This is a genomic window from Tunturiibacter empetritectus, from assembly GCF_013410875.1.
GTDB lineage: Bacteria > Acidobacteriota > Terriglobia > Terriglobales > Acidobacteriaceae > Edaphobacter > Edaphobacter empetritectus.
In genome coordinates this window covers 2,887,317-2,909,133 of record NZ_JACCCU010000001.1, presented here as the reverse complement: position 1 = coordinate 2,909,133, position 21,817 = coordinate 2,887,317, and the positions used below count along the sequence as shown (strand labels likewise).

At 57.2% G+C, this 21,817-nt stretch carries 18 protein-coding genes, 1 tRNA gene and 1 pseudogene; 6 read left to right on the top strand and 14 right to left on the bottom strand.

Annotation, left to right across the window (positions count from 1 at the left end; translation table 11 throughout):
- Positions 1 to 358 precede the first annotated feature (358 nt).
- From HDF08_RS12105 to HDF08_RS12065, 8 genes are all read right to left on the bottom strand, one after another.
- Positions 359 to 1,117, bottom strand: coding sequence for a LytR/AlgR family response regulator transcription factor (locus tag HDF08_RS12105; RefSeq protein WP_179638694.1), 759 nt, complete (start codon positions 1,115 to 1,117; stop codon positions 359 to 361).
- Positions 1,107 to 2,180 carry a sensor histidine kinase gene (locus tag HDF08_RS12100; protein ID WP_179638693.1) on the bottom strand — a complete coding sequence of 358 codons (1,074 nt, stop codon included), beginning with the start codon at positions 2,178 to 2,180 and terminating at the stop codon, positions 1,107 to 1,109. Before HDF08_RS12100 ends, HDF08_RS12105 begins: the two co-directional genes overlap by 11 nt.
- A 78-nt stretch (positions 2,181 to 2,258) precedes the next feature.
- On the bottom strand, positions 2,259 to 2,444 hold the full coding sequence (locus tag HDF08_RS12095) for a hypothetical protein (RefSeq protein ID WP_179638692.1): 186 nt from the start codon (positions 2,442 to 2,444) through the stop codon (positions 2,259 to 2,261).
- 496 nt (positions 2,445 to 2,940) lie between these two features.
- Positions 2,941 to 4,281, bottom strand: a complete 1,341-nt coding sequence (locus HDF08_RS12090) for an SMP-30/gluconolactonase/LRE family protein (RefSeq protein WP_179638691.1) — start codon at positions 4,279 to 4,281, stop codon at positions 2,941 to 2,943.
- A 446-nt stretch (positions 4,282 to 4,727) separates the two neighbouring features.
- Positions 4,728 to 5,234: a YybH family protein gene (locus HDF08_RS12080; RefSeq protein ID WP_179638689.1), complete on the bottom strand. Its 507-nt coding sequence runs from the start codon at positions 5,232 to 5,234 to the stop codon at positions 4,728 to 4,730.
- Positions 5,235 to 5,354: 120 nt separating this feature from the next.
- Positions 5,355 to 5,765: a DUF2141 domain-containing protein gene (locus HDF08_RS22170; RefSeq protein WP_179638688.1), complete on the bottom strand. Its 411-nt coding sequence runs from the start codon at positions 5,763 to 5,765 to the stop codon at positions 5,355 to 5,357.
- Between the two features lie 94 nt (positions 5,766 to 5,859).
- Positions 5,860 to 6,267, bottom strand: a complete 408-nt coding sequence (locus HDF08_RS12070) for a hypothetical protein (protein ID WP_179638687.1) — start codon at positions 6,265 to 6,267, stop codon at positions 5,860 to 5,862.
- 386 nt (positions 6,268 to 6,653) lie between these two features.
- Complete coding sequence (locus tag HDF08_RS12065) at positions 6,654 to 7,145, bottom strand: hypothetical protein (protein WP_179638686.1); 492 nt, start codon at positions 7,143 to 7,145, stop codon at positions 6,654 to 6,656.
- Between the two features lie 251 nt (positions 7,146 to 7,396).
- Between HDF08_RS12065 and HDF08_RS12060 the strand changes: the two genes are divergently transcribed.
- Positions 7,397 to 8,218 carry a winged helix-turn-helix domain-containing protein gene (locus HDF08_RS12060; protein ID WP_179638685.1) on the top strand — a complete coding sequence of 274 codons (822 nt, stop codon included), beginning with the start codon at positions 7,397 to 7,399 and terminating at the stop codon, positions 8,216 to 8,218.
- Between the two features lie 281 nt (positions 8,219 to 8,499).
- Positions 8,500 to 9,216, top strand: coding sequence for an ankyrin repeat domain-containing protein (locus HDF08_RS21460; protein ID WP_218884558.1), 717 nt, complete (start codon positions 8,500 to 8,502; stop codon positions 9,214 to 9,216).
- Between the two features lie 945 nt (positions 9,217 to 10,161).
- Here HDF08_RS21460 and HDF08_RS12050 read toward each other — a convergent pair.
- From HDF08_RS12050 to HDF08_RS12045, 3 genes and pseudogenes are all read right to left on the bottom strand, one after another.
- Positions 10,162 to 11,421, bottom strand: coding sequence for a ParB/RepB/Spo0J family partition protein (locus tag HDF08_RS12050; RefSeq protein WP_257030991.1), 1,260 nt, complete (start codon positions 11,419 to 11,421; stop codon positions 10,162 to 10,164).
- Between the two features lie 25 nt (positions 11,422 to 11,446).
- A pseudogene (locus tag HDF08_RS21705) lies at positions 11,447 to 11,767 on the bottom strand (hypothetical protein); the annotation flags it as partial.
- 118 nt (positions 11,768 to 11,885) lie between these two features.
- Positions 11,886 to 12,842: a LysR family transcriptional regulator gene (locus tag HDF08_RS12045; RefSeq protein ID WP_179638684.1), complete on the bottom strand. Its 957-nt coding sequence runs from the start codon at positions 12,840 to 12,842 to the stop codon at positions 11,886 to 11,888.
- A gap of 334 nt (positions 12,843 to 13,176) precedes the next feature.
- Between HDF08_RS12045 and HDF08_RS22165 the strand changes: the two genes are divergently transcribed.
- Complete coding sequence (locus HDF08_RS22165) at positions 13,177 to 13,569, top strand: helix-turn-helix domain-containing protein (protein ID WP_218884557.1); 393 nt, start codon at positions 13,177 to 13,179, stop codon at positions 13,567 to 13,569.
- A 48-nt stretch (positions 13,570 to 13,617) separates the two neighbouring features.
- Positions 13,618 to 14,871 carry a tyrosine-type recombinase/integrase gene (locus HDF08_RS12035; protein ID WP_179638682.1) on the top strand — a complete coding sequence of 418 codons (1,254 nt, stop codon included), beginning with the start codon at positions 13,618 to 13,620 and terminating at the stop codon, positions 14,869 to 14,871.
- A gap of 52 nt (positions 14,872 to 14,923) precedes the next feature.
- Here the strand turns inward: HDF08_RS12035 and HDF08_RS12030 are convergent.
- Positions 14,924 to 14,998 (bottom strand) — tRNA-Asn (locus HDF08_RS12030).
- Between the two features lie 69 nt (positions 14,999 to 15,067).
- Entirely contained in the window at positions 15,068 to 15,889 is an 822-nt protein-coding gene (locus HDF08_RS12025; protein ID WP_218884556.1) for a CAP domain-containing protein, read from the bottom strand.
- 614 nt (positions 15,890 to 16,503) lie between these two features.
- Here HDF08_RS12025 and HDF08_RS12020 point away from each other — a divergent pair.
- Together HDF08_RS12020 and HDF08_RS12015 are read left to right on the top strand one after the other, a co-directional pair.
- Positions 16,504 to 17,562, top strand: a complete 1,059-nt coding sequence (locus tag HDF08_RS12020) for an NAD(P)-dependent alcohol dehydrogenase (protein ID WP_179638680.1) — start codon at positions 16,504 to 16,506, stop codon at positions 17,560 to 17,562.
- Between the two features lie 19 nt (positions 17,563 to 17,581).
- Complete coding sequence (locus HDF08_RS12015) at positions 17,582 to 18,622, top strand: AraC family transcriptional regulator (RefSeq protein ID WP_179638679.1); 1,041 nt, start codon at positions 17,582 to 17,584, stop codon at positions 18,620 to 18,622.
- A 102-nt stretch (positions 18,623 to 18,724) separates the two neighbouring features.
- On the opposite strand, the gene HDF08_RS12010 is transcribed toward HDF08_RS12015, so the two are convergent.
- Complete coding sequence (locus HDF08_RS12010; protein WP_179638678.1) at positions 18,725 to 21,805, bottom strand: efflux RND transporter permease subunit; 3,081 nt, start codon at positions 21,803 to 21,805, stop codon at positions 18,725 to 18,727.
- Positions 21,806 to 21,817: the final 12 nt, after the last annotated feature.

Genomic DNA, 21,817 nt, shown 5'->3' with positions numbered 1-21,817 from the left:
CTTCTCCAGGTTCGAGAAACTCGACGTGCTCTTCATCGGCTTCCTCAACTTCGCCCTCATCGTCGAAGCCCTCAGATAGCGTGAACACGCCCTAGTAGGATCACGGGCGTAAGTTCAACGCACGGGGTACTCGGCCTGGCGCATAAAGTCGCAGCCTTGCTCTTTGAGTCATAAGCTAGTCGGATAGCTAGAGAAACAAGCCTAGTTCGACCGCACGGAACCGACACACTTTCCTCGTTCGAGCGCAGACGCGGCACGTGATCTGGAGCGTCTGAACAGCTGGGATAACACAATTCGAACGTCTGGATGGTCACCCTCAAAGGTCTTCTTTGAAATCCCTACTCGACAGGATCGATCTTCACATCAGCAACCTTTTCAGAGCCGCGTAATAGGTGCGACTGGACCGTATCTGGTGGCCGTAGTCCAGCGTCACGATTGAGTCCTGATTTTCAAGGCGCGTGATGTGCTGGATTCGACTTGTGTTGACGATCGCAGAACGGTGGATTCGAAGAAAGCGACTCGGATCGAGGCTCTTTTCGAGGAAGTTTAGGGATTTTCGGATGAGGTGTGTCGCCTCTCCCACATGCAAACCGGCATAATCCCCCAGTCCCTCGATCCAATCAATATCGGCGGTTTGAACGAGGTGAACTCTTCCGTGAGCGGTGACGGTGAAGCGAGTCAGCCATTCGCTTCGGAATTCCGTATCGGATGAGCTCTCCTGCGTGTCAGGTTCGTTACCGGCCCGTTCTCGGAGATCAAGAAGGCGTCGCGCCCGATCGAGTGCTTGATTGAACCGCTCATCATCGACGGGTTTGAGTAAATAATCCAGCGCCTCGTGCCGAAAGGCATCGAGAGCATACCGGTCGTGGGCAGTGAGAAAGATGACGGCGGGTACAACGTCTCTCGGAGTGCAATCAAGCAGTTCGATGCCGGTGAGCCCAGTCATGCAGATGTCGAGGAACACCAAGTCCGGGCGAAGGAGCGGCAACTGTTCGGCTGCGTCCTCGGCACTTGTGCATTCGGCAATGACCTTACAGTCCGGGTGCTGCGCAAGCCGCGCGGCGACGCCGCTGCGAGCTAGTGGCTCATCGTCGATGATGATGATCTTAATCATCATTGCGCTCGCTGTTCAGGTTTTGAGGCGAGGTGACTTTCGAAGCTAGGGGCACCTTGATCGTGACGACGAACGTGCCGTCCTCGAGGAGCAATGTCTCAACAGATCCACGCGAGCCATAGATCTCGTTGATTCTCTGCTTCGTATTCTTCAGTCCAATCCCTGAAAAAGTGTGCGGGGTGATCTCCCGTGCCAGATTAGTGTCGTTTCGAACAGAAACCTGCAAATGCGAATCGCTCGTAGCTGACTCAAGGCGGACAGTGCTGGGTCGCGCCATATGCGAGATGCCGTGGCGAATCGCATTTTCGAGGAGAGGTTGTAAGAAGAATCTGGGCACGGGTACCTCTAACGTTCCGGGGTCGACATTGAAGCTCACGAGGAGCCGGTCGCGAAAACGGAGGCGTTCGATCGCTAGATATTCGTGAGCCACCCGCACCTCTTCTGATAAAGGGACCACGTGAGTATCTGGATCGTCGAGAGAACTACGGAGGAGGTCTGCGAGACGCGCAATCATCTCCGTCGCGCCTTTGGCGTTATCAGTGACAACAAGCGATGAGATGGCATTCAAAGTATTGAAAAGAAAATGCGGCTGTAGCTGATACCGAAGCGCTTTGAGCTGAGCGTCACGGGCGAATCGCTCTGCTTCGGCTGCGCGTTCCCGTTCAGTCTCCAAGAGTTTGTAGTGCTGTACTCCGAAGTAGAGACCTGTCCACGCGATCAAAACGAAGGCAGAGCCTGGAACGTTCGATATCACATTTTGCCAAGCGAAGCTCTCCGCCTCCGTAGAGGCGCGGTTTTCTGCCCAGTAGCTGACCGTGGCTGTCAGGCATCCAAGAACGCTGGATGCGAACGTGCAGATCAATAGAGAGAACAGAAACGAGGTTTTGCGGCGCCAGAGGGCATGACAGATCGCATACACTACGAAGCTTTCTAGGAATCCGCAGAGCAAGAAAGAACCCCGAAATGCTACGATGTCGCGGTGATGCCAGAGCGGCACATTCGTCGTCACGACCGCGAGGGCATAGAGAAGCCATCCGCCCGCTTGGAGTGGCCAAAATGTCAGCATGCGGTCGGACATCGAGTGACGCGCCATGGGATTAGCTTAGCGGGTTCGAGACTATCTTCCGAACGTAGTTGTATCGACTCACCGTATTTTAGGCTCAGACTGGCGCAAAAAGGCGACTGCAAAGCTCCTAAGACCTAAAAGCTGGGATTGCAGTAAAGAGGCCAGACTTACCGGCATCATGGCACCGCTCGCGGCCCCACTGCTAGTCTTGGAGAGAGTGATCGTCGAATTGCTCTTTTGAATAACGGTGCCGGCGGTGTTCATGGGTGCTTACTCCTTGGGTTCCGTCTGTTGCACGTCCTCGTAGAAACGTGGCATGTACATGCCGAACGCCACCTGGCGAAGGCGGGGGAGCAAGTGTCAAGGGGAGCGGGTATCGCCCACCCAGAGCAGGGCTGAGGGCGCGGCTTTATCGCGTGATTTTTGCGCAGCAAAAATTATGGGCAAACCCCTTGACGCGCACGATCAAAGCAGAGCCCCTTGCATGTATTTTGTCAATGGTTGAGCGCTGGGAATTTCTCAGGCATATCGATTTGATGCGGCTTGATCGAGATTCAGAGTGCGAATTCGTGACGCTCATGTGGTTTGAAAGCCTTGAGTCTGTGAAAAACTTTATGGGCGAAAGACTATTCGCTAAGTCACGTGCCGGCGGTCGCTCAAGCCGAGCTTTCTCGCTTTGATGACCGTGCCTCACACTTCGACGTCCTCGATCGCCGGGCCGCAAATATGACTCGGCTCCCGCCATGGCGGCATCACGCGCTCAGTTGGCATCAAGCGGCAGACTCACGACCTCAGCCGGCGATAGCCGACGGAGGTCGGGCCGGTTGAGGTCGTCCAATGTTCCCTGTCCGCTGTTAATCAGCAGGTAAAGCCGCCCGTCGAGCAGCTCTCCTTCGGTTGCCCCTCGCAGCTTCTGGCCATCCGCCAACACCTTCATCGCGACAATATCTGTCCGACTGCGATCAAGTTGGAACCGTACGACCCGTGACACGCTACCACCCGATTGAACCCCGATCAGGTCGCCATGGTGGCAATAGAGGCCGTCAATGGAGGCAGCGGTCACATCCCGCCCTTCAGCCATTCTCGTTGCCCTCCCCCGAACGAGATCGACCTTTGTTAAGCCGGTTAGATCGGCAACAAACAGACTCGGCGTTTGCGTGTCTAGAGCGAGGCCGTTCGGATATGCGAGGTTGGCTGCCAGAACTTTGAATTTCCGCGTTCGCGGATCGAAGCGCATGACTTTGCCGGCGGCGCTGTCAGTTAAAAACCACCGTCCATTGGGAGCCTCGACAAGATCGTTGCAAAGATGGGGCCCTAGGCCCGGAAGCCAGTCGGTCGCAAGCCATCGGCCAGTCTTCAGATCAAAGCGGAAAAGTGCAGAGCGACCGACGTCCTTCGACGACTTGCCCTCCATCGGTCCCTCGTCGGCGCCGCTACAAACGTAAAGCGCCCGGCGATCGCGGGAGATCCGAAGTCCGAGCGCCTGCAGGAGTCCGTTGGAGCCATGCGGAACAAAGTTCGACAAACTTCCCGGAGGTGTGCGAACCAGCACCGCGCGACGGTACGTGCTGGTGATAAAAATGCGGCCAGTCCGCGGATCAAGCGCAAGCCCTTCCGGCATGGCTGCCAGGTCTTTGACTTCAAATTCCGTCCGAACAGGAGCGCGATGTGTCAACGGCGTTGAGCGTGCTATCAATCCAAGCACGCCGGGCCGTCGCTTCGCGAGCGCGTTATAGGCACTTTCGGCCGTGACGAGAGCCGTCAATCCCTCCCGGGCCAAACGGACGTAGACAGCCTCGGCGTCCTCATCCCGCCCGCAATTCACGAGTGCGCGCGCTTGCAGCAGCTCCGCCCGCCAATGGCGCGGCGCAAGTCGTATTAAATTCTCCGCTGCGAGGAGCGCCGGTGCTCTGGCGCCGCCTGAGGTCTGCTCGGCAGTCGCAAATGCTTGCTGGAGCCGGGCCATGCGCGAGGGGCCGGACGCCGTCGCATGTCCGGGGAACAAGACGAGGACGGCGGCAAGAAGGGACAAGAATGCAATCTGCTTCGCTTCGAGGATGTCGGTTGTCATCAAGCAAAAGGGGAGATGCGTCGCGCTCATCTGGCTTCGCAAGTATTTCACCCCCAAGTCGCCGATCACAAGTCCTCCGGCATTCGTTATGACGCAGCCATTAGAGGGCGCACCTCTACAGTACGGTTCAATGCAGCAGGACATTTTCCTGCCCATTCGATAGCGGCGTCAAATCCGGGAACGTCAATGCTAAAACAGCCACCCAATTCTCCTTCGCCCGGCGAGAACGCCCCCCTTTTTGGGCTATCTCTCCATTCTTAATGGATACGTGTTTTGCGGTGATTTCACGCTGCAGACCGTGCATTGACTCTACGACGCCTGCTCTCGCGAGCGATGCACCGAATTCCTCCCATGCCGCCCAATATCCGAAGGGTTGACGGTGACCTGGACGTCGCCACTCACAGACATGATTTCTCTTTTTGATTTAGCGTTGGCGAAAGCGACAAGGGTATGAATCGTGCGTTGCGCGGCTCCCGTTATGATCCATTCTTCGGCGTGGCGCGCATGTTCCATATTACATGCGAGAATTTCCATTCATCGTCTCCGACCCGCCGGAGCACGCGGAGCAAGTTGCCGCGAAACCGAGCCGCGGGGGCTTGAGCGGCCGGCCTGTAAGTCATGTCGAAATATCCCCGCTCAACAACTTCATCACCATGGCATTCGTAGCTCTCAATCTTCACACTATATTCCGTGACGCCAGCCCCAGCCGGCCGGGCGCGCGCACTTTCAACATCATCACGATGGATCGCGTCGAGCCCAACCTCCGGAATTGACCCAGGTTCGCTTCGATAGGCGTCGGTCGTCCACAGTTTCTCTAGCAATGATGGGTCGTTTGCCAACGTCGCTTCCCTGTCGCGTTGATGCAGCATCTCCACGCCGCCGGGGAGTTTGCATGACGGCAGCACCCTTAACGGATCTGGTGCCCCAAAGCTGCCGAGCAATAGCCCAAGCGAGGTGGCGACCGATGAGAGCAGGACAAGCATAGCGGAGTCTCCAACTAGAGTGCATTTGGTAGAGCGTGTAGCAATGTTTGCGCCGAAACTCTATGACCAGGCGCGACGATAAGCATTGCGCTCGCTAGTCAAGAGTGACGGGGCCTCCCTCTAATATTTCATCTTCAGCCGAATTTGCACAGCGTTGCTGTTGTATCGAAAAGCCGGGTCGGCATAACGCGGCGGGCCGAACCCTCGATCCGCGTCGTTTGACACCAGATGGCCCTCTACCGGCAGCCCCAAAACGTTGTGGTCGAGGCGTCCATTGAGGTTTTCGTCGTGGAATCCGGATACGGCGTAGGTGCCAAATGGGATTGAAAGGCGACAAACTGCGGAGTTTCGATGGATTGGAGCCACTACTACGCGCAGGGCTTTCGTAGTGTCTCGTGGGAACCCAGCCGGACCGGTCCAGACAAAGCAAACGACCTGTCCACGCTCTGATCTTATGCCATCGACGAAGACTACCAGTCTTTCGGTATGATCCTGAGCGCAAAGCTGGCCGGCCGTCAGCGAGAATAACAACGCGACTAAAGTCTGTTAGCTGTTGACGCCCAATACTGTGGCCGCCTCAGCGGTAGGTGGCCATCTGGCGCTGGTCCAACGTTGTCTGTTAATTTCATGGCTTTGGCCCTCCTATACTGGACGACGCCGTGCCACGCACCATCGTTTTCAGTTCATGCGGCAGCGTTGCAACTGCGGCATTGGGAAGTAGACCCCTTTGGAACGACGAGAAAAACGAGCCAGCCAGCAGCGTTTCGGGCCGCCTCGCGAGGTTCGCCGCATATCGCCACCCTACCGAGCGCCTTTCCCGCGAGAGCCACGAGCCGAGTTGCGCCACGAAAGCTCGCGGGCCAAAGCCAAGCGCGCGCCACTTCTCGGAAAAGCACGTCCTCAGCTCGGGGTCTGCATACGCTCCCGCTATGATAAGCATCGTCTTGAGCAAGAAGGCGTCGACGGCAGCCATGAAATGGGCGAGGCTATCAATTGGGTCGTCCAGACCTGAGCTTTCCTCAAGCTTGGCCATGGCTCGACGAACTGGAATGAGCTGGCGCTCTAACCGCATTGTCAATGCGTATCGATCCCGGGTTGAAAGGTCACAAGGCACCCGAACTGAGCGGTGTGGCGAACCCAACCCGTGTTGGAGCATCGTCCAAGTCCGGATCAGAATATGGGGAGCATTCCGGCAAGCCTCCGACCCTTTCTCGTTCGACTGATCGCTCATGTTCAACACGACCTTGCGCCAAGCGGTTGAGGCGTGTATATACACGATATGGTCGCTGATGAAACAGCCGACCTGACCCTATCGCTGCTCAAAGGCTGTATGTGTCACCGAGCGCGTATGGCGACACGAGTTCTTACCACGACCCGCAGGGCTGGTACCCGCGCGGCGCGAGAGTTGTTGTGAGAAGTTCACTTGTTTGAGCCTGAGGAGAGCAACTCATCTGCTGATTGATGTTGTGTGGGAACAGTGTTTGCGCTTTGGATGAGAAGCCAACGCCCATGCTCCCGATGCCAGACAAGTGAAAACCGAACGGGCACCGGAGGAGCATGCGGCAACAAGAATGGCGCCTCAAAAAATATTGTTATCAGATCACGGCTACGAACGGTCGTGATCTTCTGCATCGGGCCAAATGTTGCACTGTGATGCCAGAGTTGCTGATCAGCCATCATCAGACGCAGAAGACCAGTCCCGCCGCGCACAAACTCTTCCGTATCACTGCCATATACGATCAAATTTTTAGAATCGATTAGACTCTGGACCACGGTCGCATTACCGCTAACGTATGAATCCAGGAATGCGCGCGTCGATCGTTCCGGGTCAAAGGCCTGCGCGGCCAGCACCACTGGTGAGGTCAACATGAGGACCGTAAGAGTTTGTCTGATGTGTCGAAGCATCAACATGGATACGGATTCCTTTAGAGTTGGTTCCGTCAGTAAGTTCTCTTTTATGCGCCGGTATAGGACTCGCGTGAGGAATGGTCGTGAGGCAGGCGGGACAGCAATTCATTACGCTTAAGGTGGAATGCCATCAACTTAGCAGAGCGGCTGACAGTCAGGGCCATCTCAACTTATCGGAGTAGGGTTTGCGACATTGCTTCAGTGTCTTTGAGTTTGATGACGAGAGCGGAATACTTTCTCGCAGCGGAACTGACGTGCCGTTGCAAGCTCAGCCTGCGCGCGTTCTTGCCTGTCTAGTGCAGCACCCGGGTGTGGTGCTTTCTCGAGAAACGTTGAATGCGCGTATCTGGGGCGATCAAACGTTCGTTGATTTCGAGCGTGGCTTAAACTTCAGCATCTCGCAGCTTCGTCATGCCCTTAGGGACGATTCAGCCCGACCTATCTTCATAAAGACCCATCCAAAACGAGGCTATCAGTTCATTGCCCCTGTCCGACTCCTTGAAGACTCTCCCACGCCCGTGGGGAATGGGAGCGAACAACAACTGAAGACCGATAGAGAGGTGCCGATCCCGGAACACAGAAGATGGAATCGGCGGACTGCCCGGATTCTTCTCTGCTTGAGTGTCGCCTTCTGTCTTCTTTTTGCCTGGAGCTCGCGCGCAAAACGGCTGCCTATCATTGTGGCCGTCGCTCGATTTGACAATGAAACAGGTGTACCGGATGCCGAACGATTCACCGAAAATTTGACTCAGGACGTTGTGGCACATCTTTCCGATTCGGGCGCTGGACACTTTGAGGTGGTGGGCAACAGTCAAATCCTGCGCACACCTTCTGAGGCCCGCAATTTGCTGGACATCAGCCGCCAGCTTCATGCCCAATATGTCGTTCTTGGCCAGACGCAATCAGATGGTAAAAGCACGCGGGTATTGGTGCATTTAATCCGGCTCCCGAGTCAGGCGCATGTGTGGGTAGTGCGTGCCGACGATCTTCCCGCCCTGTCTGGGGTCGTAGAGTCGAAGATCGCAACGGAAGTGGCAGGACAGTTCGCAGCACGTATTGTTGCCGGCAAGCAGTGAGGCTTTGGTGTGCCGTCGGAAGCAGCTCATTCCAAGCGACTTAGCGGCTAACATCTATCTAACACGCCAAATGTACATCTGGCTTGATTCGGATTGGCCATCAGGATTGGATAGGACCGCGTACAAAGCGCGGAGGCCATATGATTCGAAATCTCTCCCGTAGAAACCTGGTTTTTTCGCTGGGCTGCAATGCGGTGCTACCGGCACTCGGACCTGCATTGAACTTCCTCAATATGTCTCAAAGTGACACCCAACCCTCGGCTACCGAGAAGGAGCAAGAAATGCCCGTATATGATGGATTTCCGACTCAACCTCCAGAACTGGCTCGCGAAATGGTGACGGTTTCACACTTTAGCCTGGCGAAGGTCCAGGAGTTGGTGGACGCGAGACCGTCGTTAGCGCGAGCAGCATGGGATTGGGGCTTCGGTGATTGGGAAGATGCGCTCGGAGCGGCTTCGCACACTGGAAACAGAGCCATCGCCCTTTACCTGATTAAGAAGGGTGCTCGTCCCACGCTGTTTTCCGCTGCGATGCTCGGTGATCTGAATACGGTAAAGGCATTCGTACAGTCACAGCCGGGAGTCGAAAGCATCCGCGGCCCGCACAGCATCAGCCTCCGCGCCCACGCCGAGGCCGGGGGACGTGAGGCGAGAGACGTCCTGGCTTTCTTGTCCGGCCTGGCAGGCTCAGGCAGCGAACGTGAAGCTCCCATCTCCGAAACTGAACTCAAATCCCTCGTTGGCACCTATTCGATTGGCATTGGACCGAACGAATCGATTGAGATTTCAATCGAGGTGAACCCTTTCTCAAAGATGAAAGAGTTCATGTGGACACGGAAGGGTTCTACGGGGCGTCCGCTGTACCACGTCGAGAGCCGCACCTTCTATCCCGCAGGAGCACCAGATGTCCGGATCAGCTTTGTCGAGAGTGGCAAGGGGATGAGGATGACCGTGAATGACCCTGGAGTTGTTTTAGTGGGACTTCGGGCCGGTCAATAAGCTGGAATCGGGAATCGCAGATGGTACGTATTCGGCTGCTGCCTAACAACGCTGTCCTCGTATTGAGATGTATCACTGACGAGAAGTCGACTTATGTTGTTGATGAACGCATTGGCGGTCTTGCATCCAACTAAGAAAGGCAGAAAGCCCCTTCAGAGCGTCGCAGGCTCTCGGACGCAGGCAGATTTTGTTACGGATAGGAGAATTTCAATGAAAAATCGGGAAAATCAAGGTTCTGTTCGTCGCGGGTTTTGGTCCGATCGTCAGCGAGGCGACTGCTAGTCGCAACCTATACCGTGAGACCTTGGGTATCAGTTTCAAAGAGGAAAAGATGGCGATCTTCACACGGAGGCTTTGGAGGGCGTAAAGACCTTTGCCTTGCGGTCGCTTCGACAGTCAGCGCAGTCAGCGCGGTCCTGCTTCGGAGAGGACACCTGGCCCGATGAGATTCGTCCACCACAAGCCTGGCTCGAACTTGACGTTGAAAGCGTAGAGACAGCGACAGCAGAGCTTGAGTCGCGAGGCTTTGAAATGTTCGTTAAGAACAAGGAAGAGCCGTCGGGCCAGACGGTGAGCCGTTTCGTGACGCCAGAAGGACTTGGTCGGAATGACTTTTACTCCATCCCTGCGTGAGGATAGCTAGCGCCAACTCTGCTGGCCGGGATTTTCACATTTCGCAAACAGGCCCATCCGTTCATGGACCGCTGTCTACGGGTTCGCAACTCAATAGGTAACGCGAAGCGCACTTCTCTTCACTTATTCGCCGCAGGCAGCAAATGGGAAAGCGCAGAAGGGAACGTCTTCTGCCGCGCAGCCGGCGAGCGGGGCCGGAAGCCATGCCGGATGAGGGGCTGAGAGAAACCAGCAAGGTTTCTCCCAGCGCGTTTTTCGCCGGCAAAAAACAGGGGGGCGACCGGGCGCCGTCCCCCGATAGCCTATGAATTGTTATGCCGCTTTCGTGACAGTCTTCGTCGTTGGCTGGAGTGTCTTCCTTGCCCTTTCCTTGGCAGCGAATTCCTGCCGAACCTTGGCGGCAATAGCTTCGGTGTCCACCTTGTAGGCAATGGCAGCTTCCTTGAGGATCACGGTGGGATTGCCCCGCGAGGCCGCAAGCAGGATGCTCGCCTCGACCATCAGGCGGGAGAACGTGCCTTCATCCGCACGACGAACATACGCAGTCAGCGCTTTCCCGATTCCTCCATCATCGCGCTTGTGCCGGATGCCATGCTGCCGTGCCAGCATCTCGACGCGGTTCTCATCCATGACGCTTACCAGCTTTTCGAGAATGAAGAGCAGGTCACGCTTCATGAGACGAACGGGAACGGCAGCGCCTACAGCGGCAAGGACACGGAGGCCGGTCGTGTTGGCGATGGCCTGTTCCCTGCGCTGCCTGTCCTGCTCGGCCTTCCATTTCTCATCGTTGCGGCTGGTTGGCCGCTTGGGATGATGGACGGGGCAGGATGGATTGGCGCATACCTTTTGGATGGTGCCAACGTCGGTGCCTTCGGTGATGATGGCTTCGGTGGTGAACTTGCACACCTTGAGTTCGGGCCGCTTCGCATCGTCTTTCGATTTCGGCTTGTCGTCCCGAATTGCGATGTACTTGTTGCGGGGCAATACCGTGCTGCCTTCTTTTTGTCCACCGTAGGCCGTGCTGATCTGCACCAGCTCCGGCTTCGCCGCGACGGTCTGCGCGATATGCGCCGAAACCTTCGCCTGATAGCAGTTGGGGTCGGTGCATCGGTCGCCCTGTCTTCCGAGGTCATCGGCAAACAGCAGCTTGTTATGTCCTGTCCGCTTCGGGCAGTCGGCACAACTGCCAGCGGCGGGAACAAGTTGCGCGTCGCGCTTGTTGAACGGCGCATCTCTTAAGACCAACAGGATATTGCTGTCGATCCAGAATTGCAGGTTACGGACAGGCAGCAGGATACGGGCGGGTTTCGATCCGCCGTTGTAGACCTCCTTGAAACAGGCTTGAAGTGCGGCTTCCTGCTGGTCGGCGGGCAGCTTCGCCAACAGCAGAGCATGGCCTACACCGATTTCATTGGCATAGAAGGCATCGACCGCTGCCGGGACAAGGTCCGACAATTTCAACCTCGAAGCCACGAATACAGGCGATTTGCCCACCTTCGCCGCGATCTGCTCAATGCTGTACTTCGGGTCTTCCAAGTCCAGCAACGCGCGGAATCCCTGCGCCTCCTCCATCGGGTGAATTTCCGACCTGATGAGGTCCGATCCAACCGGCTCCCCAACCGAGAACTCCGGCACCGAACAACGCGCCGAAGAGCCCTGGAATGGCATCCTGAAAACGACCACTCATCATGCGGATTCCCGCGAAAATGAGCCCGCCGAAACAGATGACGGCCCCAGCGTATACCGCAAAAGTTTTAAACGTTCCCATAAGCGTTTGCGCTCCTGAGAAGTCCATCGTCCCTTGTGCGTGAGCGACGCCTGCGAAGGCGAACGCAACAAGCGTCGGCCCCATCACGCGCGCTGCGTGGAATAGTTTTCGATGAAGATTGTGTGTTCGGAAGCATGAACGAAGTGGCATTGGCATTCTCCTGATGGCATCTTTTGCGCTGCCATGTCACGGAAGTTAGGCCAATCTCTCGCGCTCGTCCAAGACGTAATACCAATAATGCCCAAAGTTCGACTTATGGAAGCATCTTTCAGCCAATCAACTTGAGCTGCTGCGGGCGAACCCTTTCGGACCGAGCCTGCTTCCGCTTGGGAGTGAGCCCGTTTTCTCTGAGGTATTTCTCTAGGAGAGGAAGAGCGATATGGAAGCTCTCTTTGCTGGTGACGAATGCTGTATCGGCCGTCCAATTCACTCCGGCAATCGGTCGGGTAATGAGGCCCGACTCCAGTGCGGAAAGCTGGTCGATGAGGGCAAGGCCGTAGTTTTCCTTGACCATCCATTGCATGTCGGCGGGAGTAGCTGCTGAGTTTGCGAGATTCAGTGGAATTCCCGCTTCTGCGAACATCTCCAACAGGCGAGAATGCGCGGCGGGATGTAGCTCTGGATCGCGAAATATCTTGATCCGAGGAGCGGCTTCATGAAGATCAATCTCTGTTCTTGAAGCGAGCGGATCGTCTGCCCGCATGCAGACGACCAGTGGAGACTGGGCTATCTGTAGAACGGTCCACAGGTCTCGATCCAAGGGTAGCGGAAGAATGGCGCAATCCAGGCCGCTGTGGCCGAGTCTTTGCAGCGTGTGCGCTGTGTCTCCACTGCACAACCGGATCTCACAGGAGGGAAAAAGTTCTTCATAGGCGAGTCGGAGTGCTTGCAAGAGCAGAGGGCTGACAAAGGGAGAGAACCCCAGCCTTAATGGCGGCACTTGGTTATTGTAGATGGCTCGCGCCATGGCGAAGACTTCACGACGCTCTGTCACAACCTTGTCTGCCCAGTTGAGAATGAGCTGGCCAGGGGGAGTAGGAGAGACGCCATTGCGTCCGCCGCCTCGGACGAAGATCGGAAATCCGATGTCGTCTTCCAGGGCGCGGACCTGTTGACTCACCGCAGGCTGAGAACGATAAACCCGTTCTGCAGCCTTCGTGAAGTTCTTTCCCTCATAGATAGCAAGTAGGTATTCCAGATGCCGAAACTCGACGAAATCTGACATGGCCCCTGTACTCCGCTTGGCATGGCGTCCATCCGACAGACCACATCGGGGCTGTGGATAGTTAATCGTTCTCCTGCGCACCACAACAGTCAATTAGGAACCGGTATGTATCTAGCCACCCGCAGAGGTAACTAGAAACTTTCTGGTTCCTACCGATACGCTCTGCCATAAGTGAAACTTTGGGCAGTATTGGTAGGAAGTATTGGACGTCATCACAATTAGCTTTCAGACTCAAAGTGTTTCAGATCTCGCGAGGCGTCATGCCTTAGAGCCAACGCAGTAGCGTACCCTGCTCGATTCGCTGTGAGTCGAAATTCTTCAGAGAGAGGAAGCAATGCCAAGCGCCGCCAACAGATCACCCTATGTCCCGGACAATATCTCTTCCCATCGGAAGCCCCCTACGTCAGAATTCTCAGCCACTAACCCAAACTGGATGGAACCATCGTCGCCGGCGAGCACGCTGACAAATCCGTCACCTGACAGCCGAGCTGCATCGTCAAAAATGATCGGCTTCCCTGTTCAAGAGCGTCTACTCAACGCTCGTGAGGTAGCCGCACGCCTGGGCGTGTCAGAGCGGTGGGTCCGCGATCATACGACACGTCGCTCGCCCAAAATTCGCGGCGTAAAGCTCGGCACGCTGATGCGATACCGGTGCGCCGATGTAGAGGAATTCATGGAAAGATTGACGACCTCTTGCTCTTCCTTCCAACGCCAGTTTGGTGGATGATTAAAGTGTTCTCCACGACCAGGACCAGAAGCAGAATCGGAGAATGAAATGGCAATGAAGTATCAGAAGGGTTCCGTTTACCTTACGGGCAAGCGGGTCAAGATGTGGTACGGACAGTATCTGGTCTACAGAAAGGACCAGGATGGAAAGGAGATACGAAAGCAGCGCAACGTTCGCATCTGTCCGAAGGCCAACACTCCCAAGTGGAAGGCCGAACAAATGTTGCAGGAGATCATCACAAAGGAGACAAAAGGGCTTGGCCCAACTCCCACGCTTCCTCCCGATGACTCGGTGACGTTCCGTTGGTTTGTCGAACAGCGTTATATCCCGATGCGCCAGGGCGCTTGGAGTCCGGCTTACAAAAAGACGAACACCTACCAACTCGGCCATTATCTGGTCTCGCACTTCGGGGATTTGCCGTTGCGGAATCTCAGCACTTTCGAGATTCAGGTCTGGCTCAATGGCATAGCGGAGAAGGGATACTCGGGAGCAGTGGTTCGCCAGTGCTTCTCTAACATTCGCGCGATCGCCCGTATGGCCAGGAAGCAAAAGTATCTGGCCGAAGACCCTGCGGAGGATGTAACCATGCCGTTGACGGACCCCGTCGAAAAGCCCGTGATGTCGCGAGAGCAAATTCTCTCGCTGCTCGGAGCCATCGAAGACGCGCATGATCTCTGTCTCATGTCTATCGGGCTTTTCTGCGGACCGCGTGCAAGCGAAGCGCTGGGGCTGCAATGGAAGTGCTGGACGGGTGATGCACTCATGCCGCACGGCACGGCCTACGAGGGGCGGTTCTACAAAGAACGGCTCAAGACAAAGGCTAGCAAAGCTCCTATCCCGGTGCCGGAGCAAGTCAGGCCTTTCATAGAAGCCTGGAAGGCACTCTGCACGGACTGTTCGCCCGAGGCGTTGATGTTCCCTACCTTCGGACGGGGCGAGCGGACCGGACAGGCAGTACCCCGCGACGGGAAAAACTTCCTCCGCTGGCGGATACGGCCCGTCTCCCGCAAGCTGGGGATTCCTGATCGGCTCGTTACCTTTCAAGTGATGCGCCGGACCATGGGAACCGACATGCAGAACCATGGGACGCTGAAGGACACGCAGGGGGCACTACGTCATGCCAGCATCACGACAACGGGCAATGTCTATGTGCAGACGCTTGATGCGAACGTAGCTCGTGCGGTCAACTCACGCGCAACTGCGGTACTGGAGGGCTGGTCCCCGGCTGAGAAGCTGGGATTGAAGGGCCGGAATATCCGCAGGGGCTTGGAGGCGCCCGAAGACGGTCAAATAGCAATTTGACGAAGTTTGACGGAGTGGAGCGGAAGGAGGTCTTGCAAGTGCTTGATAAATATGGCTCCTGAGGTAGGACTCGAACCTACAACCCTTCGGTTAACAGCCGAATGCTCTGCCATTGAGCTACTCAGGAACATCTTTGGAGTGCGAGAAACTCCCGCGCCTCTTCAGTTATAACAAATCGGGGTGGAGGGGTCAAAAGCTAAGGGTAGAGCAGTACTGCGATGTTGTAGGCAGTGAAGGGGCTGTTGCGGGTTACGGAGCAGGCCCCGACTACGGCCTGGTGGTATTTGCCGGAGGCCAGTTTGCTTCTGAGTTGGCTGGGAATCTCATTCAGGCTTCCGGCGGTGTAGCGCATGATGTACCAGGGTTGGCGAGAACCCGCGTAACCAGAGGACATTGTGCAGGTTTGACGGGCCTCTACGGTGGTTTCGGCGACACGCATTCCGGACTGCGCGATGATGCCGGCGACGGTGCGCTCCTGCTGGTTAAGCGACAGGGTTTGAACGGTGCTGGCGAAGTCTTCTACTGCGTAGAGTTGATGATTGCGGGTGACGATGGCGATTCCTATGGAATCCACATTGGGATCGAGGAGATTAGCGCGGTGGCCGGGCGAGTGCATCCATAGGTTGTGGATGATGACGGAGGTAGGAGCTTCGGCTACGTTTTCTGTGATGAGGCTGAAGTGTGCGCCAGCATTGGCTCCGCGGGCGGCGAGTTCGGGTTCGCCGTCGAACTGGTGGGAGATTTCGGCGTGGTCGGCCATCTCGCGGGCGTGGACTTCGGAGGCTTCGGCGAGGACTGGGTCGAAGCGAAGTGGCTGAAGTCCTTGATTGATGCGGTCCTGGTTGGCGGCGGCGAGGAGGTATTGTTCGGCTACGGTGAGATTTGCTGAGGATTCGAAGCTCTGGGCCGGGAGGAGGTGGGCCGCTGGGAGCAGTAGGGCAGCCAGCGCCAAGTGACCTAGGCGAGAGTTCTGCAATGAAATCAGAGACTTGGCGCACGCTGCAAAGGGGGCCGACATGAGGGTGATTCTAGGTCGGGGGTGCCGGGGTAGGTAATACCACTTTCTGGGTAGCATGAGGGTTTCCTACTGTGTCTATCGTGTTCGGATGCGGAGAAGGTGAGGATATGACGCTTGGGGTGGCAAACTTTAGTGCTAAAAAAATCTGAAGGGAAAACCTCAGTTTTTCAGGGGGTTTTGCAGATTTTGAGTGTTTTGCGGTGGTGAAATCGTGGTGACGTTGTGGTGGATTGCGTGGTAGACGTGGTGTTTTGGACGTGACTTTTGAGGTGTCGGAAAACACGCCACGGTTTTCAAGTTTATTTTCAATTGGTTGGCGGGAGGGTGTCTTTTTGGGACTGGAATCAGGGTAGTGAGGGGACCGGCGGGATTCTGGCTATGCCTAAATTTGAGTTCTTGCAGAGGGACTTGGTGCAACGACAAAAGCAACTGCAACCGCAGATCCCCTTCGGGGATGACAACAAGAACTGCAACCGCAGATTCCTTCCTCCTTCGGCATCGCTCAGGTGTGGAATGATGACATGAGAACAGGCGATGGTGCATTGGCGTATTCTGCATATGGAATGGCGTGTTCTGCTTATCGTCGACTTCTGGACGGGTCTAGCTTTGAAGTTATGTACAACGCAAAAGCATTCTCCGCTGCAAGTGCGACATCGCCGCTCGCCTCCACTACGATCGCGCGGCGCGATCCAACCGAAACCGATGTGCAGATTGAGATTCTCTTCTGCGGAATCTGTCACTCTGACCTTCACCAGGTTCGCAATGAGTGGAGCGGCGTGATGCCGACTGCCTACCCCTGCGTGCCAGGCCATGAGATCGTCGGCCGCGTCACCAAGACCGGTTCTGCGGTCACGAAGTTCAAGGTGGGCGATCTTGCTGCGGTGGGCTGCATGGTCGACTCCGACGGGACCTGCCCGGAGTGCCGCGATGGCCTCGAGCAGTTTTGTCCGAATCTGACCCTTACCTATAACTTTCCCGACAAACACACCGGTGGCGTGACCTACGGTGGCTACTCGGACAGCGTGGTCGTGGATCAGCGCTTCGTGCCGAAGGTTCCCACGAACCTGAACCTGGCCGGAGTTGCGCCTCTGCTCTGCGCGGGCATCACAACTTTTTCGCCTCTACATCACTGGGGTGTGACCAAGGGTAAGAAGGTGGGGATCGTGGGTCTTGGTGGGCTGGGGCACATGGGGGTGAAGTTTGCACACGCGCTTGGAGCGCATGTGGTTTTGTTCACGACTTCGCCGGGAAAGAAGGACGATGCGATTCGCCTTGGCGCTGATGAGGTTGTGATCTCAAAGAATGCGGATGAGATGGCCAAGCATGCAGGCAGCTTCGACTTTATCCTCGACGCGGTTTCGGCTGACCATGACATCAATGCCTTGCTTGGGCTACTTCGACGCGACGGTAATCTGTGCCTGGTTGGTGCTCCGGAGAAGCCGCTTTCTGTTGCTGCCTTCGGTCTGCTCTTTGGACGGCGCAGTCTTTCGGGTTCGCCGATTGGCGGGATCGCTGAGACCCAGGAGATGCTGGACTTCTGCGGCAAACACAACATCACAGCCGATGTTGAAGTGATTCCGATTCAGAAGGTCAACGAGGCTTATGAAAGACTGCTGAAGTCGGACGTGAAGTATCGCTTCTCGATCGACATGGCTTCCCTGAAGACTGCATAAGCATGAAGACTGAATAACGATGAGCAAACACTTTCGGGTTCCCGGCCGTCTGGCAATACGTTTGGAAGAGGCGGGGACCCGTGTGTCTGCTGTGCTTCAGAGTGCGGGATTGGAGCCGGGGCTACTCGATCAACCACGCGTTGTGGTGACGACTGAAGAGCTGTTTGCTTTGTGGCGGGGAGTGGGCGTGGCCAGCCCGAACCCCGCCATTGGTCTTGAACTTGGCACCGAGACTAAGGCGGAACACTTCGATCCGATTGCGGTCGCAGCTCTTTCTACTGCCAGCTTTGGCGAGGCCATGCGGCAGATGGCTCGCTATAAACAACTCTCGTGTCCTGAAGAGATCATCCACGAGACCGATGAGAGCGAGTGGAGCATACAGTTTCGCTGGCTGCTTGCCGATGGCGCCGAGCCTGCGATTCTTACTGATGTGTGTTTTGCCTGGGTGCTGTGCATTGCGCGGCATGGGACTGGGACTCGCATCTCTCCGCTGCGTGTTGAGCTTGCACGCCAAGCTGCGCATGGCAAGATCTTTGAGCGGCACTTCGGCTGCCCGGTTGTGTTTGGGGCTGTCCGTAATGCCATGATCTTTCGTGCGTCGGATGCTGCTCTGCCGTTTGTGACTCGCAATGCCGAACTCTTGGCCATGCTTGCGCCTCAGTTTGATGAAGAGTTGAAGCAGCGTAAGGGCGAAGAGACTTTTCCTGAGAGGGTTCGCGCTGCGATCCAGAGAAAGCTTGCCGGGCGACGACCGAAGATGCAGGAGATTGCGCGTGAGTTTCATATCAGTTCGCGAACGTTGCAGCGAAGGTTGCAGGATGCGGGGTACAGCTTTCAGCAGGTGCTTGAGGAGGCTCGGCATCAGTTGGCGCGGCACTATCTTAATAACTCTCTGCTGGAGCTGAATGAGACGGCTTATCTTCTGGGGTATGAGGATTCGAACTCCTTTGTCCGGGCTTTTCGGATGTGGGAGGGAACTCCTCCTGCGCTCTGGCGGGGGGCGCAGAGGGAGAAGGTCCTGCCGGACGGGCCCACTACGCGTGGCGCGGTCACTTCGTGACTTGTGTACCCCTTCGGGTGGTGCTCCCGTTGGTCGCAGGTTAGATTGTGCCGACCAGCGGGAGGACCTTTATTGATGATGGTGACACGACCGGTATACCTGTCACGAAGTGACCGCGCTCCGCGCAGGAGGCCCGTCCGGCAGGACGCTGCTTCGTTGCAGCCGATGCAGATAGAGATAGATGACCGGTGTGACGTAGAGGGTGAGGGATTGTGAGAGCAGGAGTCCGCCAACGACTGCGATACCAAGAGGGCGACGCGCTTCTCCGCCGATGCCTTGACCAAATGCAATGGGAGCCGCGCCAAGCAGTGCCGCCATCGTAGTCATCATGATGGGACGGAAGCGCTGCAGACAACCTTGATAGATAGCCTGCTCTGGTAGGAGTGCGCGGTTGCGCTCGGCGTCGAGTGCGAAGTCGACGATCATGATGGCGTTTTTTTTGACGATGCCAACGAGCAGGATGATGCCGAGGAAGGAGTAGAGGTTGAGATCCTGGCCGAAGACGAGCAGCGTGAGGAGTGCGCCGATGGCTGCGGCGGGCAGGCCGGAGAGGATGGTGATGGGGTGGATGAAGCTCTCGTAGAGAACGCCGAGGACGAGATAGATGACCATGACAGCGATGATGAGCAGGACGCCGAGGCCTTTGAGGGAGCTCTGAAACTGCGCGGCAGTGCCCTGGAAGGTGAAGTTCATGCTGGCAGGTAGGCCGATCTGTGTGGCGGCAAGCTGCACGGCGCGGGTGGCTGCGTCGAGTGAGATGCCGGGTTTTAGATCGAAGTGAAAGGTTACGGCGGGGAACTGGCCGAGGTGATTGACGGTGAGAGGCGCGACAGTCTGGCTGAGCGTGGTGACGGCGGAGAGGGGAACGAGGTGGCCGGTGGTGGAGGCGAGGTAGATGCTGCCCATGGCTTCGGGATCGCGTTGGTACTGGCGGCCGACTTCGAGGATCACGTCGTACTGCTGGGAGGCGACGGTGATGGTGTTGGCGCGGCGATTTCCGTAGGCGTCGTAGAGCGTGTTCGCAATCTTTTCGGGGTCGACGTTGAGTGACATAGCGAGGTCGCGGCGGATGTCGACGTTGACGCGGGGTGCGCTCATCTGGAGGTCGGTGGAGACGTTGGCGAGCTCGGGGAGGGTGTCGAGCTTGTCTTTGAGGCGCGGCGCCCAGCGGTAGAGCTCGTCGGCATCAGGACTCTGGAGAGCTGCGGAGTATTGGGATCGGGATTCGGACTGGCCGAGGTCGACGAAGTCCGGTTGGCGGAGATAGACCTTGAGGCCGGGGATGCGGTCGAGCTGCTTCTGGAGGTTGGCGATGATGGTTTTTACGTTGGGGCGGTGGCGGTCCTTACGGAGGTTGACCCAGAGCCAGCCTTCGTTCTGGGCGTAGACGCCGGAGAGGTTGCTGTCCATCCAGGGAATTGCTGCCAGAGCTTTGTTGACTTGTTCGGCGTTGGCGATCGTTTGGGCGAAGGAGCTGTCCTGCGGAGCTTCCATGCTTCCGGAGATGCCGCCGGTGTCGACGGCAGGCATGAAACTCTTTGGGACGATGGCGAAGAGGAGTGCGGTGATTGCTGTCATTGCGATGCTGGCGACGATGGTTACGCGGGGGTGACGCAGGACTTGGTCGAGGGAACGACGGTAGGCGCGCTCGAGTGCGTTGTACATGCGCTCGGTGCGGCGATGGAACCAGTTGTCTGCGTGGGTGCGCTCCGAGAGGAAGCGGCTGGAGAGCATGGGGGTGAGGGTGAGCGCGGAGAGGCCGGAGAGCAGGATGGAGACAGAGATGGTGACGGCGAACTCGCGGAGGAGACGACCGAGGACTCCGTTGAGGAAGAGGATGGGAAGGAAGACGGCGACGAGCGAGAGGGTCATGGAGAGGATGGTGAAGGCGACTTCGGCGGCTCCGTCGAGCGCGGCGGTGAGGGGGGACTTGCCCATCTCGCGATGACGGACGATGTTCTCGAGCATGACGATGGCGTCGTCGACGATGAAGCCGACGGAGAGGGTGATGGCCATCATGGAGAACATGTCGACGGTGTAGTTGAGCAGGCGCATGGCGATGAAGGAGCCGAGGATGGAGACGGGGATGGTGGCGCTGGCGATGAGGGTGGAGGAGACGGTTCCGAGGAAAGCGAAGATGACGAAGACGACGAGAGCGATGGTGAGGATGAGGGTGTGGTTGACTTCGGCGATGGAGTCGCGGACGATGTCGGCGTCGTCGGAGACTCGGCCGAAGGAGACGCCGGGAGGTAAGACACTGCGGAGGTTTTGGACGGCGGCTTTGACTTGATCGGCGACCTCGACGGTGTTTGCGCCGGGTTGCTTGCGCACTGCGAGGATGACGCCGCGGCGACCGTTGATCCAGAAGGTGTGCTTGTCGTTGCTGGAGCTGTTGAAGACCTGGGCGACCTGGCTGAGGCGGAGGGGAACTCCGTTGCGATAGGCGATGACGAGGTCGGAGAACTGGTTGGCGGTGGTGAGCTGGCTGTTGACCTGGAGGGAGTAGTCTCTGGCCTCGCCGTAGAGGGTGCCGGTGGGAAGGCTGGAGCTGTTGGTGGTGAGGGCGGTGCGGAGTTGTTCGAGATCGAGGCCGTAGGCGGCGAGGCGCGCGGGGTCGGCCTGGACGCGGATGGCGGGGCGCTCGGGGCCGTAGACCTCGACCTGCGAGACGCCGTTGACCATGGAGATTTGCTTGGAGACAATCTGCGTGGCGTAGCGGGAGAACTCCTCGAAGGACATGGTCTGGGAGTGCATCTCGAGCCAGATGATGGGGTCGTCGGCGGGGTTCACTTTGGAGTAGGAGGGTGGCTCGGGCATGCCGGGAGGGAGGTTGCCGGTGGAGCGGGAGATGGCGGCCTGGACGTCTTGCGCGGCAGCGTCGACGCTGCGGTTGAGGGCGAATTGCAGGGTGATGTCGGTGCTGCCGACGGAGCTGCTGGAGGTCATGTTAGCGATGCCGGGGATGCGGGAGAACTCGCCCTCGAGCGGCGTGGCGACGGTGGAGGCCATGGAGTCGGGGTTGGCGCCGGGGAGTGAGGCGGAGACGTGGATGGTGGGGTACTCGACCTCGGGCAGATTGCTGACGGGGAGGGAGAGATAGCTGAGGAGGCCGAAGCCTGCGATGGCGGAGATGAGGAGAGTGGTGGTGATGGCGCGACGGATGAAGAACTCGGTGAAACGCATGGGTGGAACCTC